We start from the raw sequence: 19,448 nt of genomic DNA, 5'->3' as shown, positions 1-19,448 counted from the left end.
GCATGCACCAGCATGCAATCCCGAGAATGGCGCGTCTGACCGACTGCAGTACCCCGAGGGGCGATTCACGCTGCAGCCGGGCATCATCCCTGATACATCACATGAGACCGCCTCCGGGGCTCACGTCCTGCCACTGCCTGTCTGGTGATGTCGGAGGAAATGAGCGACCGCGGCATCCCGCGGCCGCCCCCGCCGCCAGCCCGAACGGGTTGTTTCAGGCTTCATCCAGACGCGCGACGGCATCCTGGCTGATGCGATCACGCTGGGCGCCCGACAACTCCTGCAACGTGCCGGCGCGCATCTCGAACAACCTGTCCGCCTGCGCGAAATAATGATCATCGTGACTGATGGCGAAGACCGTCTTGCCCATCTCGCGCAGACGCGGCAACAGATCGCGATAGAAGATACGACGGAACTGCGGGTCCTGATCTGCCGCCCATTCATCCAACAACACGATGTCGCGACGCTCTGCCACGGCCATCAACAGCGCCAGTCGCTTGCGCTGTCCTTGAGACAGCTCGGTGTTGATCACACGGTTCTCCTCGAGCACCAGCTTCTCGCGCATCTGCAGGTAGTCGATCCATTGTGCGATCAATGCCGGATCTGCCGGCTCACCGGTCGGACCCAGCAGGCGATCGAACTGATGGAAATCAGTGAAGACCGCCGAGAACTGCTGACGCCAGGCTTCCCGCTCGTCTTCTCCTATCGGGTGCCCGTCCCGCAGAAGTGAGCCTGATGTCGGCCGATAGAGGCCGGTCAAGAGCTTGGCCAGGGTCGACTTGCCGCTGCCATTGCCACCGATCAGGAAGACCAGCTCTCCGCGCCTGAGGGTAAGATCCAGCGGACCGACGCAGAAGGCCTGCGCGTCGTTGTGCGCAATGTCCTGTCCCAGGGTCTCGCGGCCGGCGTAGCGGAAGCAGACACCCTGCAGACTCAGGGTCTGCCAGTCAGACCCGGCCGACGTGTCTGCGGCTGACGCATGTCCCTGCGGCGGTGCATCTTGAGGAGACGCGAAATCGGCGTTGACCGGTGCCAATGCCAGCTTGCGCAGCTTGGCAAAGGCCACATCCGCCCCCAGCAGAGTCGGCAATGCCCCCACGGCCTGGATCAAGGGCGTGCGCAGAAACAGCAGCGTCAGGGAAAAGGTTGCGGCGACTTCACCACTGGCCCAGCCCAGGCCATTGGCCAGATAGAAGACGATGCCGATGGCGCCGAGCATCATGATGTTGGAGAAGTTGACGGCGCTCAGGTGGTAGGTATCCGCGCGCACGACGTGATGGCGATACTCACGGGCATTGACGCTATAGCGGGTGTCGAAATAGTCACGCGCACGGGGTCGATTGAGCGCCAGCTCCTTGCGCCCATCGATGACCGCCTCATAGTCGGCGTAAAGGCGACTCTCCGCTTCACGCACCTCGGCCAGGTGGCGATAGACTCGCGTGACCAGCCAGCTGCCCCCCATGATGGTCAAGGTCACCCAGATGGCGGTGACCAGCATCATGCCGGGGGATAGCCAGCCAAGATAGAACACGGCTCCGAGGGTCAGCACGATGCCCTGCACCAGTTCCGGCAGGCGCACGAACGCCAGGGTGATGTTGCGGATGTCACTGGACAGACTCGCCAGCAGGTTGGCGCTGCCCAGCTGCTCGAGCCGCTCGATATCGGTATCGAGGATCTGCTTGACCAGACGCCCGCGCAGTCCGTGCACGAAATGATGCCCCAGCGTCGTCAACGCCAGTTGTGCCCCCAGGGTAATCGCCAACAACAGCAGAATCAGTCCGAGAAACTCCGGAAGCACCCCGACATGGGCCGCAAGCCCCTCGTCCAGGGGGGCGGTGGCAGAATGCGCGATGAGTCGCTGGTTGATATAGGCAATGACACCGATTCCCAGCCCTGCACTGACAAGGCTCAGAAAGATCACACCAAGAAAGGACCAGCGATAATGGGCAAGAACCACTTTCAGTAACGTCACACCTGCTCCCGGGCACCATGGCAATCAGACCGCCACCAGAAGGCGGCGACGCAGCTCATGTGACTGCGCCGACAGGAATCTTACGGCGCGCATACTTTAATGCAAGAAATAATAAGAAATATTATCACTACGAAATGACAGCGGTAGGTGCCGTCGCGCGATCCTGCTCTCTGCACCTGTCCCCGCGAGGACCGCCCCCGCTCATGGCGCTCGGCGGTCACGGGCCACTCAAGTGGCCGTGAATCTCACCATAGCGTCATCTGGCGATCCAGCAGACGATCGAAATCATCCTTCACGAACGGAAGAATGCCATCGGCAACGGGCTTGAGCTGACGACTCAGATAATGCTCCACATCGATGGGAGAGCGCAGGTACTCGACAGGCTCCGGCCCGGCAGTGGTAATCACGTAGCGAATCCAGCCGCCACGCTGGTAACGCAACGGCAGGCCGCGCCTACGATTCTCGTCATCCGCCAGACGCGCTGCCCGCACATGCGGGGGCACGTTGCGCTGATAGTCATCCAGACGTCGCCGCAGGCGCTTGCGATAGATCAGCGCATCCACGTCAGAGTGGCTGTCAGTCCCTTGAGCATGGCGCTGCAGAGACTCCTGCACGTAGCGCTTGAGATACTCCTGGTAGGGGCTTCCCTCGAAGATGCGACGGTACAGGCCTTGCTGGAATACCTTGGCCAGCGGCGTCCAGTCGGAGCGCACGGACTCGAGCCCCTTGAACACCAGCTCGCTCCCACCTTCCTCCCCCGTCTGCCGGAGGCCTGCATAGCGCTTCTTGCTGCCCTCCTCTGCTCCCCGGATGGTGGGCATCAGAAAACGCTGATAATGGGTCTCGAACTGGAGCTCCAGAGCACTGTCGAGCCCCAGACTGTCCTTGAGATGCCGCTGCCACCAGGCGGTGACATGGGCGGCCAGTTCACGGCCGATCTCACCGGCCTCCTCCTCCGTGTGCGCCTCGCCAAGCCAGACGAAGGTGGAGTCGGTGTCACCGTAGATCACGGTGTAGCCGCGTGCTTCGATCAACGCCACCGTCTGCTGGATGATCTGATGGCCACGCCGTGTGATCGAGGAGGCCAGACGCGGGTCGAAGAATCGGCAACCGCGTGAGCCCAGCACGCCATAGAAGGCGTTCATGATGATCTTGAGCGCTTGCGTCAGCGGCACATCGCCTGCCGCCCGGGCGGCGTCCCGCGCCTGCCATATCTCTGCGACGATGGCGGGCAGACAATGCTTGTCACGCGAGAACCGCGCACCGAGAAACCCCGGGACGCTTTGGCCCAACGACACATCATCCGACTCATGCAACCCTTCGATGAGCCCCAGCGGGTCGATCAGGAAGGTCCGGATGATGGAGGGATACAGACTCTTGAAATCCAGCACCAGTACCGAGTCGTAGAGTCCGGGCTGGGAGTCCATCACGAAGCCGCCGGGACTGTCCTCCCCCACCACATCTCCCAGATTGGGCGCGACCTTGCCGAGTCGATGCAGGCGCGGCAGATAAAGGTGGGTGAAGGCCGCCACCGAGCCACCGCTGCGGTCGGCTTCAAGTCCGGTGACACTGGCCCGCGCCAGCAGAAATTCCATCAGCCGCGTCTGCTCGAAGATACGCGTGACCAGCTCGCAATCCTTGAGGTTGTAGCGCGCCAGCGACGGCTTGTCCTCGGCGAACATGCGCAAGATCTCGTCCAGACGGGAATAGGGATCATCGATGGCCTTGCCTTCCTGCAACAGGTCACGCGAGACATTCTCGAGGCTGAACGACTCGAAATGCCAGAAGGCCGACTTGAGCGCCTCGATGCCGTCCACCACCCACCGGCCGGGAATCTCGGCGAAATAATGCTCCGCCTGACGCGAATGCGCTCGCCACTGCATCGTGCTGCCATCGCGCCCCAGGCGCAGAGGCAGATTCTCGGCCTCCGAGAGCCGCACCAACATGCGAAGATCGAACTGGATGACATTCCAGCCGATGATGACGTCCGGATCGTGGCGTGCCACCCAGTCGATCAGGCACTGCAGCAATTCACGCCGGCTGTCCCGATACTCGAGCCCGAAGTCGCATCGGGCAGTCGTCTCACCGTTCGCCGGGCCCAGCATGTAGACCTGACGCTGGCCGCAGCCTTCAAGCGCGATGGAATACAGGTTGCCCCGGGCATCGGTCTCGATGTCCAGCGATGCCCAGCGCAGGGGAGGACGGTAGCCGTCAAGCGGCATGAGGCGTGCATTGTGCAGACTGCCATCGGCGTGACGCTCACCACGCGCCGTGACGCCCGCCGTGATGAAACGCTCCATCAGATAGCGATCAGGCGGACGGACATCCGCCTCATAGACGTCGACACCGATCGCTTTCAAACGACGTGCCAGCTGCCCCAACGTGCGGTATTCGCGACAGTAAAGCCCCACCACCGGACGATGATGAAAGTCTTCCAGTGCCAACGGGCGCAACTCGGCCCCGGGCTGGAAGCGGACCAGAGTCTGCGCCAGCACCTGCTGTTCAGCTGGCAGGAAAGCGACCACCTCCTGGGGCTGGGTCTGGACTCGCATCCCGCCATCCTCGGTGCGAATCCAGACGCTGATCACGACACCTTCCGGCGTATCCCGCCAGTGTCGCGTCATCACGAAGCCCTGATGAGCCGTGGTGGGAGTCGCTTTCACGCCTGTGTCCGGCTCGAGGTCATCCTGGCGAGTGGACGGTTGGGGGGAACCTGACGATACGGCCTCTGGCACTGCAATACCCTTACGTTGAATATACGAATGCCGAGCGGGATGAGATCAAGACGCGACTGTATCCCCATACGTTAAGATGAATTCAGTAACGTGCAACAGCCGTCGCGACGCCACTGCTTGATGACGGTAACGTCCGTGCCTTCCCAGCGATGTGAATGACGACTGCGGCAAGGAATGCCCCTCCCAAGATACCGGCACGACTCAAGGAGCATGCGTCATGCAACGCTTTGAGATGATTCAAACCCTGCTGGGCCAGATGCTTGGCCAGATCGACGATATCATCTTGCTTGCGGATGATCAGCGACACATCACCTACATGAACGACAGCGCGGTAAAGGCATTCGGCTATCCGCGTGACGTGCTGATCGGCCAGCAGACACGCATACTGTATGCCTCCAACGATGAATTCGAGCGCCAGGGCACGAGACAATTCCGCACCGATGCCCTGCCCCCCAGGGAGGGGCGGGTCATTCGCTATCGACGCCAGGATGGCAGCTTCTTCTATGGCGAGACACTCGGCGGCCCCATCAAGGACCCGTCCAGCGACAACACCTTCATGTTCGGCCTGATCCGCGATGTCTCTCGTCGCGTGACAGCAGAGCACACCCTGCACCGACTCCACGCCATCACCTCTTCGCGCCAGCTATCCTTCAATGATCGCATTGATGAACTCCTGAAACTGGGATGTGCCCATTTTGGCCTGCCCATCGGTATCTTCAGCCGCATCACGGATGGTGATTACGTCGTCCAGCGTGCCTGCCATCCGGAAGACCTGCTGGCACCGGGACTGAGTTTCTCCCTCAGCGATACCTACTGTGATCACGTCTACAAGGCCGATAGCGTACAAGCCTTCCACCATGTGGCAAGCAGCGAGATCAGAAACCATCCCTGCTACTCCAACTTCAATCTGGAAGCCTACATCGGCGCGCCGGTGATCGTGGATGGTGAACGCTACGGTACCTTCAACTTCTCGAGCCCCGATCCGGTGAAACCCTTCACTTCGCAGGATATCGAGCTGGTGCGCCTCATCGCACTGTGGGCCGGACATGAAGTCGCGCGTGCCAATGACATCAATGCTCTGAAGGAAGCCCATCAGGCGCTCGAGAAGGTCGCGATCACTGACCCGCTGACCGGCCTTTACAACCGACGTCATGCTCAGAAAGTGCTGGAGGAGAGCATCACCGCGCTGTCGACTTCCCAGGTCGACCAACCATTGTGCGTCGCATTGCTGGACTTCGATCACTTCAAGAAGATCAACGACAACTACGGCCATGACGCCGGTGACCTTGCCTTGCAGCAGCTGAGTGTCCTCGCCGAGGACATTCTGCTGCCCGGGGATACTCTCGCCCGCTGGGGAGGTGAGGAATTTCTGGCCATCCTGCCCAATTCACTGCTCAGCGACTCTGCCACACGCATCAATACGCTGCGTCAGCGCATGAAGGACAGTGTCCTGGAGCACGCTGGACAACGCCTGCCACTGTCATTGAGCATCGGACTTACCTGTCTTGCACCCAGCGAGCGTGCCACGCGCGAGCAGCTCATCGCTCGCGCGGACGAGGCCATGTATGCCGCCAAGGAAGATGGGCGGAACTGCCTCAGGATGGTGTGACAGAAAGTCTTGCTGTCTGCCTTCACGCCAAACGGGCCCGAGATCACACTCGGGCCTCTTGTTTCCCGCCAACCGCCCTCCCCCTGATGACCCGCGAGCGATCGAGCGGGGATTGGCTGACGCCTCGCGCTCTGCCAGCGAACAGGCTAATGTCATGGGCTTCGACTCGATGCCAAGCCACCCGACGCCTTCATTGCCAGAGCGTTCATGTCATCACACGACTCCCATGCCTCCTCCCCTGATTCCCGCAGCGCCGTCGGCCTGGCGGAAGATGGCGTTCTGTCAGCGCAGCCCACCGGCATCGCGCCCCTGACGGCAGCGCTCGCCTCGCCGACTCAGCACGAGCGCCACCAATTGGGCATCTTACTTCTGCCGGGTTTCGCGATGGTCGCGCTGTTCTCGATGATCGAACCGCTGCGCATCGCCAATCGCCTGCGCGGGACACGCCTGTATCAGTGGACACTCGCCAGTCAGGATGGCGCACCGGTCAAGGCCTCCAACGGCATGGTCCTGCCGGTGGACACGGCACGTGACGAGCTCCCCTCGGTGGACAAGCTGGTCGTATGTACCAGCTTTGCCCCGGAAGCCTATCTGGAAGATCGTACTCTCCAATGGCTTGAGCAGCGCTCCCGCAGCGGCTGCCAGCTCGGGGGCGTGGACACCGGCTGCTTCGTGCTGGCACGTGCAGGCCTGCTGACGGGCAAGACAGTCACATTGCACTGGGAGAGCCTGCCGGAATTCACCCAACGCTTCGATGAGGTGGATGCCGTGGAGTCTCTTTATGAAATCAGTGATGACGGTTTCTTCTGCGCCGGAGGCAGCGCCCCGCTGGACATGAGCCTGGAGCTGATCCGCCGCCAGCATGGCCAGACGCTCTATCAGGCGGTACGCGATCAGTTGATTCTCGATCAGGGACGACTGCCCGCCAGCCGGCAGCGCGGCCTCAGTCAACAATCGGCAGACCTGGCAGATCCGCTGCTCAGACGTGCCATCACGCGCATGGAAAACACCCTGGAGGCGCCACTCAGCATCGAGGCACTGGCCGAGGAGCTCGGGCTCTCATGGCGTCAGTTGGAGCGGCGCTTCCAGCAAGGGCTGGGATGCACGCCTCAGGCCTATCAGGGAGAACGTCGCCTGCTGCATGCGCGCAGTCTGCTTCATGACACCCGCCACGGCATCACCGATATCGCCCTGGCCTGCGGATTCACATCGCACTCGAGCTTCACCCGCGCCTTTCGTCGCCGCTTCGGGATCACCCCGACACAGGCACGACGCCAGCCACCGCGTCCCGTCTCATGAGCTGACACGCCACGCGCCCACCAGATGTCGAATTGGGCACAGATGGTGTCGAATTGGGCACAGAAGACACCTACATGGACTGCCATTCTGTCGGGGAACTGATCACCGACAGAAGGAAGGACTCTCCATGGCGCTCCCGATGACACCCGACTACGACAGCTGGCCGATTGACGAGACTCTCGTGAAGGTCACCCACGAAGCGCGCTATCTCAGCGTGAGCTGGAGCGACGGACGCGTCAGTCGTTTCCACAGTGTCTGGTTGCGCGAGAACGCCGCGGATGACACCACCATCAATCCAGCGACACGCGAACGCATACTGGATCTCTCCCAGCTGCCAGCATGGCCGGAGATCGCCAAGGCCAGCATCGATGAGGACGGTGCGCTCAGCGTGCTGTTCACGCCGGAAGACCGCCGCCTGCGCATCCACCCGGGCTTCCTGCGTGCCAATGATTACGACAACCAGAGTGTCTTGCCGCCAGAACTGCCGCCGCATGCTCTCTGGCATGGTGAACAGCTGGAACAGCCCCCGACCATCGACGCCGCCCGCCTGGCCAGTGCCGAGCATGGCAGCCAGCAGGAGTCCGAGATCCTCAATCCGGCCCTGCACGAGCTGCTCGGCAAGGGACTGGTGCGTCTGCGTAATCTGCCGGCGGAGTCCGGCGCCCTGGAGAAGGTCGCCGAGCGCATCGGCTCGATCCGCACCACCAACTTCGGTCACCTCTTCAATGTCCGCGCGATCCAGAACCCAGACTCCAACGCCTACACCTCCATCGCGCTGCCACCGCATGTAGACTTGCCGACCCGGGAATACCAGCCGGGCCTGCAGTGTCTGCATTGCATCGAGAACAGCGTGGAAGGCGGCATGGCGGTGATGATGGATGGCTTCGCCATCGCCACGGCACTGAAGGAAGAACACCCAGAGGCCTACGAGACCCTCACCACGGTGCACTGGCGTTACGCCAATACCTCGCGCAATACCGATCACGTCTGGCATTCACCAATGATCGTGCTGGGCCAAGCGGGAGAGCTGCTGGAAGTGCGGATCGCCGACTTCCTGCGGGGCCCGATGATGGCACCGTTCGAGCAGACCGAAATCGCCTACGATGCCCTGATGAAACTGCAGCGCATGCTGCGTGAGCCGCGCTTCGCCCTGCGCTTCACCTACGCGCCAGGTGACCTTGTCATCTTCGACAATCGCCGCCTTCTGCACGCCCGCGATGCCTTCGAAGGCGACAGCGGCAGCCGCTGGCTGCAGGGCTGCTACCTGGAGCGTGACGAGGTACGCTCGCGCTATCGCATGCTCAAGCGTACCGAGCGCGCGGAGCGGGTCGAGGCAACGCCTACGGTCTGATATTCGAACATCAAGATGGCATAAAGAAATGGCAGCCCCGAAAGTTTCCATACAAGCCTGGGGCTGCCCAGTATCGCACGCGATTTCAATGTTGATGCTCCTGATCATGCGCGGCGTGAGAATGACCATCTTCATCACCGTTGCTTTTCAGACCATGACTTTCCTGAGCAGGGCTTTCCTGCAAAGCATCATGATGCCCATCATCATGGGGTAACTCTCCAACCCCATCAGCATGGTGCGATGACTGCGATAGCGTAGTCTCACCTCCGCCATGTTGATGACCATCACTTGCTGCCACAAGGGCCGTATAACGCGCAGCACTCATGTCAGGAAGTTCTTCCATGAAAGCGACCATCTGCCAGATGTACTCATCCTGCATGCTCTGACCCCATGCCGGCATTCCGCTGGCTTTTATCCCATGCTTGATGACCCAGAAACGCTCATGAGGCTCACCGCTCATGGTAGATGCTGCGAAATTCGGGGGACTGGGATAAAGCCCCCTACTGAGTTCTGTCTCTGACACACCAGGTGCCAGATGGCAGGAGGCGCACATCGAGGCATAATTTCCTGCACCGGCGACAATCATGGCTTCATCATCAAGCAGGGGAGCCTGGATAGCACTGGAGTGGAACTCGATGGAGCGATCACGCGCCGTTTCAAATACTTCGTACACCCAACCCCAGTGCGGGTCATCCGCGGCCACACTGATGACCCCGGAATAAACCGCCCCCGCACCAAGAGTTGCCAGCATCATAAACGTCAGCCACATTCCCCATAGCATTTTTTTCATGTCATATCCCTTGGTCAAGCAAGCATATTCAATGAACAGATCGTCTGACACCATGCAGACAATGGGGCCTTGCCTCGTCATGCTTCCTGAAATTCAGGAAAGGCGCAGTATCCAATCATGAGCAGGTCTTCACGAATGCCACGAATGCTGGTCACCGTCGCGGAGGCGTAACCTGATGACTGAACACCGCCGCCAGCGTGCTTCAGAACATCATGCGGATCCCAATCACGACACCCGTATCTTCTACCGTCTCGCTTTCCTCACGCCGCATATCAGCAGTTTCGCCATACTCCCGCTGCCAATACATACCTACATAAGGAGCTACTCTACGAGTCACCTCATAGCGAGCACGCAAGCCGATTCGCACAGAATTGAGACCCGACCCGATAGCCTGTTGTCTGGATTCATTGGCAGCAAGGACGATTTCACTACGTGGCTGTAGATACCAGCGCTGCGTCAGGCGTATATCATGTTCAAGTTCCAGACTGGCAGTGACGATGCCTCCCTCTCGATATTGGACTGCTGCATCCGTCTCGATTCTGTAGGGTGCAGTCCCTTGAAGCCCGAAGACCCCATACACGCTTTCATCATGATCATCGCTGAGTACGCCGCCCTGATAGCCACCTCCAATCTGAAACTCCCAGAAATCGGCAATCAGGCGACTATAAAGAAGCTCAAGTGACTCAAACTCGGCGTCTTCGCCATCGCCCTGGGTATTTTCTCCTTCTGACTTGAGATAGACACGATGGGTATCTCCGCCATACCAGGCCTGAAAATCCCATACCAGTGAGTCCTCGCCCTTATTCGGAAGGCTATATTCCAGGCGATCGAATGCTGCACTCCACTGGAGATGTTCTGCCATGGGTGATGGCCATGACTGCGGGGCATCATAGCCATCCTGAGCGAACGCTTGAGAGACACCAGCACTGGAGAACAGAAACGCCGTCACGCTGGCAAGACAAAATGAATGATGACTGATTGACATGATGACTCCTCAAGAAACCTTTACGACACGGAACATACCTGCGTCCATGTGATACAGAAGATGGCAATGGAAAGCCCAGCTACCTTCTGCATCTGCAGTGATCAACGCTGACACTCGCTCACCCGGTTTGACATTCAAGGTATGTTTGCGAGGAATCAGATCTCCTTGACCATTCTCCAACTCCATCCACATGCCGTGCAGGTGTATGGGATGCTCCATCATGGTGTCATTGATCAGGATGAGCCGAAGTCGCTCATCTTTCTTGAAGTGAATCGGGCCATTGACTTCACTGAACTTCTTGCCATCGAAGGACCACATATAGCGCTCCATGTTGCCGGTCAGATGCAGCTCCATCTCGCGCGTGGGGCCACGTCTGTCCGGCCAGGGCGCATGGGCCTTGAGGTCCTGATAGACCAATACACGACGCAGCGATTGATCCAGACCGATGCCTGCCTGGTCGTAACGAGCCCCCTGCTGAACAGCACCCGCCATCAGCATGCCATCCTTGGCTACATCGGCTTGCAGGCCCGTCATCTTCGAATGATCCATGCCTGCCATCTGCGAATGGTCCATACCGGCCATCTTCGAATGATCCATACCGGCCATCTGCGAATGGTCCATGCCGGCCATCTGCGAATGATCCATACCCGCATGAGCGCCCATGGCCTCCATCCCGCGATCAGCGATCTGTCGTCGTTCAGGTACGGGCGCCTCCATCCCGGGGCGAGGTGCCAGCGTGGCTCGCGCATAGCCACTGCGGTCCATGGCTTCGGCGAAGATGGTGTACGCCTTGTCGTCTTCCGGTGTCACCAGCACATCGTAGGCTTCCGCCACGGCAATGCGGAACTCATCCACTTCTACCGGTTGCACTGGCTGGCCATCTGCAGCGACCACGATCATCTTCAAACCTGGAATACGTAAATCGAAGTAACTCATTGCCGAGCCATTGACGACACGCAGACGTACGGTTTCCCCACGCTTGAAGAGCGCGGTCCAATTTTCCTCAGGCGATTGACCATTGAGTAGATACGTATAGGTGCTGCCGGTGACATCCGCGATATCCCGCGAACTCATGCGCATCTCAGCCCACATGCTGCGTGCCTCGATCGTCTCTACCAGCCCTCTACGCCGAGCATCCGCAAAGAAATCATCGACAGTCCGCTCCTGGAAGTTGTAATACCCCTCCATGGTCTTGAGATTGCGAAAGACTGTCTTGGGATCTTCAAACGTCCAGTCAGTGAGCAGCAGGACATGCTCACGATCATATGTGAAGGCTTCGGGAGTCGCTGAATCGATGATCAGGGGCCCAGCATGGCCTTCCTGCTCCTGAAGGCCTGAATGGCTGTGATACCAGTAGGTACCGCTCTGCGTGACAGGAAACCGATAGGTAAAGGTCTCGCCTGGTGCGATTCCCGCGAAGCTGATACCCGGCACGCCGTCCATTTCCGGGGGAAGTATGATGCCATGCCAATGGATGGAGGTCGGCTCATCCATCAGGTTCGTCACCTTGATGACAGCATCCTGCCCCTCTTTCAAACGCACCATGGGGCCGGGGCTGCTGCCATTGATCGTGATGGGACGCGCGAACTGCCCGTCGATGTCGAAATCTTCACGACGAATGACAAGCGAGACTTCGGGGCCATGCACAACCCCTTGAGAATACGTCGATGTTCGCCCCCAGGGATTGGCCCAGGCAGGTGCCATTCCCAGCGCCATTGTACCTAGCCCCAGGGCAGAACCTCCCTTCAGCAATTGACGACGAGATACAGAGAAATCAGACGTTCCTGATGCCATGGCCATTGTTGCCCCCGGGTCATGAATGATAAGTCATGACATGGATGAAGCCACGGCAAGCTGAAACGAACCTGAATGAAGAGACTATTTACGTGTTGGCAGATGCACGTTGACTCTCAATCCCCCTGCTGCTCCTGATGAGTAGCTCACGCAACCCGCGTATTGCTTGACGAGATGCGAAAGAATGGAGAGCCCCAACCCATAACCTGGGTAAGTTTCGTCCTGTCGCCATCCACGCTCGCCAAGATGGGCCAGTTGTTCCTGCGGCACCCCAGGACCATCATCCTCAATACAGAGTACGACCTGGTCACTCTCTATCGTCACTCGGCATTGCACCTGATTGACAGACCACTTGCCCGCATTATCCAGCAATATCCCGAGCATTTCGGTGAAATCCTGTGTCTCGACACTCACCCAGCCATCAGCATGCTCAACAGGCAAGTTCAGACATTCCAGCAAGAAGGTGCGCTGCGGATAGAGTCCCTGGAACATCTCGATCAATCGCCTGGCCTCTTCAGCAGGGCGCGTGGTCTGGCCCGTACGTGGGCCAGCAATACGGGCTCGCCTGAGTTCGGCCTCCAGCTGGGAGTGTATCGCTTCGACACGTTGCAGCATCTTGCCACGACGTACCTCATTGATCGGGCGTGTGCCCCGCAACACCTGCGTCAATGCCGCCAGAGGTGTCTTTAGAGCATGGGACAGGTTGGCGACGGACTCTCGTGAGCGAGTCAGACGGCGATCAAATTCATCCAGTAGCTTATTGAGCTGCGACACCAGCGTATCCAGCTCCGACGGCACCGTGAGGGCAATCCGCTTTCGATGGCCGGTTTGGAGTTCACTCAACTGATGACGCAAGCCACTCAAGGGCTTGAGACCCCGTCTTACCGCCAGCAGATTGAGTGACACGAGAATTCCCCACAACAACAAGGCGCTGGCACCAATCCACCAATGAACTCGGGTCAAGCCCTTCTCCACTGGCGAGAAATTCTCGGCAATCAACAATTGCACCCGTTGCCCGCGCAGATCAAAGCCATACCGATAGGCCAACATAGGCTGCTGCTGCAGCTGATGCATGAACAACGCATCCCCCTTGCCCTCAAGCAAGGGAAGCATCTCCGTCGGCATGGCAGGAAGCGAAGTACTGACCTCGTTCCCGACTCGCAACACATAGAAATGATGAAAGCTCAGAGACTCCTCGCGTGCCGCCACCATTAGCTGGGCAACAGGACGCTCATCTTTCTTGAGCAAGGTGACGATGTGAGATGCCTCATCCTTGAGACGCTCACCAAGAAAATCCTTCGCCAGCTCGTGCAGAAAGACCCCATGCAGATACCAGGCAAACAACACTACAGCGAGGGATGCCCCTCCCAGGCGTGTCAGCAGACGAAAACGAAGGCTACGACGATCGATGTGAAACAAGCAGGTACCCCTGTCCGCGACGGGTCTGTATCAAGTCCTTGCCCACGCGGCGGCGAAGACGAGCGATATAGACTTCCACCAGGTTGGGTGCAGCGGCATCCTGCTCCAGTGCATAGAGCTGATCCAGCAACTGCACTTTGGAATGCACTCTGTCTGGATGATGCATGAGGTAGCGCAGCAAACGGAATTCGGTAGCCGTCAAGGTCGACCAATCCTCGCCGTCGCAACGGACACGTTGCGACTCCTCATCCAGCTGAATCCCGCTGACCTCAAGATACGTATGGCCTCCCCCTTGGCGACGCCGAAGCAGCGCATGAAGTCGCGCCAGCAACTCGGCTTCATGAAATGGCTTGGTCAGATAATCATCTGCCCCGCTGCGCAACCCCACAACCTTGTCCTCCCAGGTATCACGTGCCGTAAGAATCAGCACGGGAATATCCACGTGAGACTGTCGCCAGCGTTTCAGCAATTCCAACCCCGAACCATCCGGAAGCCCGAGATCCAGAACGACCAATGCATACTGTTCCGTCGCCATGAAAGCCTGTGCTTCATGCAGACTCGTGGAGACATCCAGTCGATAGCCATTATCTTCCAGCAGTTCAGCGAGGCTTTCTGCCAGCAGGTCATCATCCTCAAGCAACAACAGCTTCATGCCTACCCTCCTTTATCCCACTGACCTTCACTGAACACCGCTCCCATGGCAAGCGCAACATCTGCAGAAAAGCCCCCCATCCTGTAGGTATATGCTGAGTGCTGGCTGAAAAGCGCCAGCCACGGCAATGACAGGCACCGGACACTACACCATTGCCTTTGGAAAGCACCTCTCTGATGTCCAAGTCAGCCGACACTTGCCAGCTTATCAGCGGATGAATCTTCCATGGGGGCCTGCAACACCCTCAGGTGACACCTGAGATACTGGGCAGAGCCTCTCTGTCACGGTAGCCTTGCAAGCCTGTCAGGCAGGTCATGCATCATGTCGTCTGCCTGAGACCCTATCCATCTTTATTGGCTATCTGCACAGGATGCCTGCAATGCCCGCCAATCCCGCCGATATTCCCTACCTCGCAAGCCTGCTCGATGGCCTCGCGCAGTATTTCCCACTCTCGCTGCCTATCGTCTGCGCGTTGCTGCTACTTGCCCTGCTGACGTCAGCCTTGTCCGCTGCTGTCGGGGTTGGCGGTGGAACGTTGCTGATCATGATCATGGCGCAGTTGATGCCTGCCGCTGCATTGATTCCTGTCCATGGGATGGTACAGCTGGGTTCCAACGGCGGGCGCATGGCGATGACCTGGCGCCATATCGACATGCGCCGGCTGCTGGCCTTTCTGCCGGGTGTGGCGCTGGGTGCGCTGGTGGCAGCCTGGGTGTTGATCCGCTTGCCTGAAGGGGTGCTGGAGCTTTCCATTGCGCTGTTCGTGCTGTTCACCTGCTGGGGGCCGGCACTACCCAAGCGAGCTTTGAGCCGCACGGGCACCTTGATCGCCGGTGCCATCACCACCTTTCTTTCAAGTCTGATCGGTGCCAGCGGCCCACTGGTCGCGAGCTTCATCAAGCAAGGCGGCGGCGAGCGCCATACCAAGGTGGCGACTTTCGCGGCCTGCATGGTCGCGCAGCATCTGACCAAGGCGTTCATCTTCGGCATGGCAGGGTTTCTCTTCCGGGAGTGGTTGCCCCTGATCGTGCTGATGATCGGTGCGGGCCTGATCGGTACCCGCCTTGGACTGCGTTTTCTGGATCGTGTCTCCAACCGGCACTTCGATGGCCTGTTCAAATGGGCGCTGTCATTGCTGGCGCTCAGGCTTGCCTGGCTGGGTAGCGTCTCTCTGATCAATCATTGACCCGCCACCAGGCAGGGTCTGAGGTGCGACATTATTGCGGGGGACACCACAGTGCTGGCTGAGGTAACGTGCCCCTTCTGCAAGTGCATACCGATGGCCAGAGAGTGCGAGTGTGAATGCGCATAGCCAGCGCACCCACCCACTTCAGCCCCTGATCCTCATATCCGTCTGGGCAGAGCCTCTCTGTCACGGTCGCCTTGCGTGCCCGCCAGGCGGCACATGCGTCATGTCGGCTGGCTGAGCCCCATTCCCACCATTGGCTATCTGCATAGGATGCCAGTCAGTCCCGACGAGATGTCTCTCCTCGCCAGCCTGCTCGATGACCTCGCCCAGTATTCCCGCCCTCACTGCCGCTAAGACTGGTAGAGCGACAAACGTCAACCGCGCCGAGTGCAAGCTGAAAATTTACAAGCCCCCAAATACCGGAGAGGTCGCTTAACACGCGGTGGCGACCAAAAGACTCTGAAAGCGTGGAAAGAAGAGTATGGTGCCAAGACTGTGGAATATTGGCTCGTGAAACCGAGGACTAAATCATTCCACTGCCCGCAGGAGGGATGGTAGGCGGGGCCGCTTGCGGCCCGAAGCGGCCATTAAGATTTTCCTGATGTAAAACGCCTGGCTCACGCGCCGATTTAGAGCTGTGGAGCAGCGGAAGAGCCTTCGCCGTGCAGCCGATTGTTAGTGATTATTTTGGCAACTTTGAAAGCACTTTTCCAAATGCGTCAGTAACCGCTCTCAACGCGTGTTCATCGACCACCTTGGAGTCCTCATCTGCGGTTGAATTTTGACCAAAAATCCGCTCGGCTAACTGCCTCTTGAGTTCCTGTTGCTGCTGAGGCTCCAACGAGCTTATAAATGGGTCAAAAGCTTTCACTTCCAACGCAAACCATCTGGCTCGCTTCTCGTTGTTCCTATGTTTGGTTGATTGCTGAGCGGAGTAAGCCGCCCCCCACAACAGAACCCCAGATATCGAGAATGCAATTAGCATAATGTGCCAAGGGAAGTCCTTATTTTTCGTTTCCACATCAGGAACATTCAAGAGCTCTTCACTTGACTCCTGAGAAGGGTTATAGTTTTGGGAAGCCACGACATCTGTATTAGAGCCTAATATATTCCATTTTTCTGCGTTATAGAAAAATGAAAATACTAGCCATATAACCGTAATTACTATAAAAACAACTGACACCCCCCTCCATAAATTCGCCTGCCCCCTTTCGTCATCGGCACTTTTAATATATGCCGCACCAACACTATCTCCAGCAGTTAGTTCATATAGACCTAGTATCGACTGGTGCTTTGATTCCGAATCTACGATAATCTTATCCAACTCATCTTTACTCCTAGCCGATTGTCCATCAAGAATCTCACTATATTCATCAATTATATTTTGAACATCCTTGCTTTTCTCCGAGGAAAAGGCGTCTCTCCACTTACTAAATTCCTGGCTCCTGGATTCCTGTGAAGCAGAAAATTGATTCTGCCAATCTGAGGAAAGATTGGTTAATTCTAGCTGCTTCTTCTTTATCTCTTCCGAAAATGCTTCTAGCTTTTTGGTCTGCTCTTCCGTTAATGACTCGACATGATCTAGCTGCTCCTCTAACGCCACTTTCTTGGCTGCTAAACCATTAATTGTGCTATCTACCACGCTATCTACATAAGAAGTTTTGTCCTGTAACTCATAACTTTCAGAAAGAGACTGAAATAGGGATAACGGGGTAAGATGCTTGGAGACATGATCATTAACCGAGACTAAACTCGATGGATTTCGATTTTTTAGGTAAGTATTTACTTGGTTTGTAATATTCTGATGGCGTAGCTGATTATTTAATGCATCCAACTGGTTTACCGGCACTATTTCGGGATCAATCGACGATAAGACAGTCCGGTACCTATCAATGATTTTTTTAAGACGGCGCTGTTCTTCAACCTCGCCTTCAGAAAGGTTTTCAGCATTTGAACTAGCTGCATTATCGAGCCACGAGAGAGTTTCATGTACGGGATGTTTCTCAAAGGCTTCTTTCCATCGATTCATTTCGTCTCCAAAATATCTTTGTTTACGCTCACTATATCACTAACGCTTGCAGTAGAGGCGCGACGTCAAGCTCATCCCTTGTCTGCACTGGTAATGTCGTCGATTAACTTAAGCTCCGAAGGGTTCTTCAGATAAAGTCTGATAGTTTCCATATCGTCTAGACCTTGGTTAGACAGACCAATATCTTGTCGAATGGACTTGTATAATTGATCAATAGATTCGAATAAGACCTTGTTACCTTGGCTCGCTACCGTTCGATAGTGCAAATATGCTTTTAGCACCTCGGGGCCACCCCATAGCAGGATTCCGTTCTGGAATGTTTCAATTTTATTGAGAATCTGCTGCTGAGAAAGTGGTTTTTTCTTGTTTTCCGGGTTCTCGCCCTGGATGAAACTAGAAATCATTTGTACAAACTCCAAGTAAATTTGTACTTTTCGCTCCCTATGGGCCTCTTCTATCTCTCTTTCCCGAATCTGTTTCTGAGCGTGTAACTCTCTCTCCGAGATGGCTTTATGACCCTCCATCTCTCTAACTTTCGCTTTGTTGTGATTAAGGATAGCCAGCACGAAGCCAGTAATGAATGTCCCTGCAACGGTGATTACTGCAACTAGAATTTTAGTATCAACGCCAGTCAGCAAAGGAAATAGATCAACTGATGCCAACAATGCAAGGGCGCCTACGAAGGCGCTAAAAATATAAGCTATGGACTTTTTAACAAACTCCATTATCCATATTCCTTGTAATATAAAGCCCGCAGTACGCGCGACCTATATAATGAAGAAAAAGCCGTAGTGGAAAAGCGTCGCAGTGACTGCGATTGTTAGCTGCCATGATCATCTTTTGTAGCCTTTTCCCACTCAATTCCTAGCCCCTTAAATTTTTGGGCAAAGGGAAAAACAATCAGAGCCACTACAGCACCTATCAGTGCCATCCGCTCGGTCGTAAGTAACACTATTTCATTCTGCACACAGAAAAAATCTGCTACTACGATAGAAAAAACGATAAACGCCAACAACCACGAAACTTTCTGAAACGACTCAACGGCGTCGACCTTTTCTGTCCGCAACCCGTTCTTTCGATCTGCGGCGTCCTCTGCAGTTAGGGCTCGAAATGTAGGAAAGAGAGCGAAATCAGTAGGAATAAGCCCACCATCAATGTCAAAGATATACAGGTCGAAAGGGGACACTGGGTTGTTTGATGGCGTAACCAGGAAAACAGGGATGTTGTCCTCACTCACTGACTTGCTGTAGGCCTTCAATTGGTTATAGGTTCTTTCAGCATTTATTTGGACAGATCCTTTTATTTCTATAATCGCCAACCTCTCCTTCTTAACCGGATCAACGATTAAAAAGTCGGGGCGATATTGCCATCTGCCATCAGAAGCCAAAAAAGCAGGCTCATATAGTATTGAGTCTCTGGGATATCCAAGAGTGACAAGATATTCCGCAAACTCTTTTTCAATTTGGGAGTGATATTCTTTTTGCATCCTTCACCTTAAGGTACGAGACCCAGAAAAAGCTAACAGGTATTAGACAGTACGCTCGTATATTGAATTTAACGAGCACAGCGTTCAACAATCTTATCCCAAGCAGGCGCAGGTCTCCTAACATATTGAATTATTGAT

The 19,448-nt window shown here is 56.6% G+C and carries 15 protein-coding genes; 5 read left to right on the top strand and 10 right to left on the bottom strand.

What is annotated here, in order from left to right:
- Positions 1-214 precede the first annotated feature (214 nt).
- Both ACZYGA_RS06455 and ACZYGA_RS06450 read right to left on the bottom strand, forming a co-directional pair.
- Positions 215-1,972 carry a multidrug ABC transporter permease/ATP-binding protein gene (locus tag ACZYGA_RS06455; RefSeq protein ID WP_479398646.1) on the bottom strand — a complete coding sequence of 586 codons (1,758 nt, stop codon included), beginning with the start codon at positions 1,970-1,972 and terminating at the stop codon, positions 215-217.
- 245 nt (positions 1,973-2,217) lie between these two features.
- Positions 2,218-4,635: a DNA polymerase II gene (locus ACZYGA_RS06450; RefSeq protein ID WP_479398644.1), complete on the bottom strand. Its 2,418-nt coding sequence runs from the start codon at positions 4,633-4,635 to the stop codon at positions 2,218-2,220.
- 289 nt (positions 4,636-4,924) lie between these two features.
- Here ACZYGA_RS06450 and ACZYGA_RS06445 point away from each other — a divergent pair, with 289 nt between their 5' ends.
- The 3 genes from ACZYGA_RS06445 (at position 4,925) to ACZYGA_RS06435 (ending at position 8,966) form a co-directional block, all read left to right on the top strand.
- Entirely contained in the window at positions 4,925-6,316 is a 1,392-nt protein-coding gene (locus tag ACZYGA_RS06445; RefSeq protein ID WP_176493225.1) for a bifunctional diguanylate cyclase/phosphodiesterase, read from the top strand.
- A gap of 207 nt (positions 6,317-6,523) precedes the next feature.
- Positions 6,524-7,615, top strand: coding sequence for a GlxA family transcriptional regulator (locus tag ACZYGA_RS06440; RefSeq protein ID WP_404625380.1), 1,092 nt, complete (start codon positions 6,524-6,526; stop codon positions 7,613-7,615).
- A gap of 127 nt (positions 7,616-7,742) precedes the next feature.
- The gene (locus ACZYGA_RS06435; protein ID WP_479398643.1) at positions 7,743-8,966 is read left to right on the top strand and encodes a TauD/TfdA family dioxygenase; all 1,224 of its coding nucleotides are present in this window, start codon (positions 7,743-7,745) and stop codon (positions 8,964-8,966) included.
- 85 nt (positions 8,967-9,051) lie between these two features.
- Here ACZYGA_RS06435 and ACZYGA_RS06430 read toward each other — a convergent pair whose 3' ends face one another.
- From ACZYGA_RS06430 to ACZYGA_RS06410, 5 genes are all read right to left on the bottom strand, one after another.
- On the bottom strand, positions 9,052-9,756 hold the full coding sequence (locus tag ACZYGA_RS06430; RefSeq protein WP_417285939.1) for a c-type cytochrome: 705 nt from the start codon (positions 9,754-9,756) through the stop codon (positions 9,052-9,054).
- A 202-nt stretch (positions 9,757-9,958) separates the two neighbouring features.
- Positions 9,959-10,741: a copper resistance protein B gene (locus tag ACZYGA_RS06425; protein WP_479398642.1), complete on the bottom strand. Its 783-nt coding sequence runs from the start codon at positions 10,739-10,741 to the stop codon at positions 9,959-9,961.
- A gap of 9 nt (positions 10,742-10,750) precedes the next feature.
- Positions 10,751-12,541, bottom strand: coding sequence for a copper resistance system multicopper oxidase (locus ACZYGA_RS06420; protein WP_417285941.1), 1,791 nt, complete (start codon positions 12,539-12,541; stop codon positions 10,751-10,753).
- A 78-nt stretch (positions 12,542-12,619) separates the two neighbouring features.
- Complete coding sequence (locus ACZYGA_RS06415; protein ID WP_417285942.1) at positions 12,620-13,954, bottom strand: ATP-binding protein; 1,335 nt, start codon at positions 13,952-13,954, stop codon at positions 12,620-12,622.
- Entirely contained in the window at positions 13,932-14,606 is a 675-nt protein-coding gene (locus ACZYGA_RS06410; RefSeq protein WP_077376839.1) for a response regulator, read from the bottom strand. Before ACZYGA_RS06410 ends, ACZYGA_RS06415 begins: the two co-directional genes overlap by 23 nt.
- 379 nt (positions 14,607-14,985) lie before the next feature.
- Here ACZYGA_RS06410 and ACZYGA_RS06405 point away from each other — a divergent pair, with 379 nt between their 5' ends.
- Together ACZYGA_RS06405 and ACZYGA_RS06400 are read left to right on the top strand one after the other, a co-directional pair.
- Entirely contained in the window at positions 14,986-15,792 is an 807-nt protein-coding gene (locus ACZYGA_RS06405; RefSeq protein ID WP_479398640.1) for a sulfite exporter TauE/SafE family protein, read from the top strand.
- A 390-nt stretch (positions 15,793-16,182) separates the two neighbouring features.
- Complete coding sequence (locus ACZYGA_RS06400) at positions 16,183-16,353, top strand: hypothetical protein (protein WP_479398638.1); 171 nt, start codon at positions 16,183-16,185, stop codon at positions 16,351-16,353.
- Between the two features lie 124 nt (positions 16,354-16,477).
- Here ACZYGA_RS06400 and ACZYGA_RS06395 read toward each other — a convergent pair whose 3' ends face one another.
- The 3 genes from ACZYGA_RS06395 to ACZYGA_RS06385 all read right to left on the bottom strand — a co-directional run bounded on the left by ACZYGA_RS06395 (position 16,478) and on the right by ACZYGA_RS06385 (position 19,310).
- Positions 16,478-17,824, bottom strand: a complete 1,347-nt coding sequence (locus ACZYGA_RS06395) for a hypothetical protein (protein WP_479398636.1) — start codon at positions 17,822-17,824, stop codon at positions 16,478-16,480.
- 71 nt (positions 17,825-17,895) lie between these two features.
- Positions 17,896-18,549: a hypothetical protein gene (locus ACZYGA_RS06390; RefSeq protein ID WP_479398635.1), complete on the bottom strand. Its 654-nt coding sequence runs from the start codon at positions 18,547-18,549 to the stop codon at positions 17,896-17,898.
- A gap of 95 nt (positions 18,550-18,644) precedes the next feature.
- Positions 18,645-19,310, bottom strand: coding sequence for a hypothetical protein (locus tag ACZYGA_RS06385; protein ID WP_479398634.1), 666 nt, complete (start codon positions 19,308-19,310; stop codon positions 18,645-18,647).
- Positions 19,311-19,448 lie beyond the last annotated feature (138 nt).

The sequence above is a fragment of the Cobetia sp. BL01 genome, from assembly GCF_056493605.1.
The sequence above is the reverse complement of the archived record's forward strand: the minus strand, read 5'-3'. Positions and strand labels throughout refer to the sequence as shown.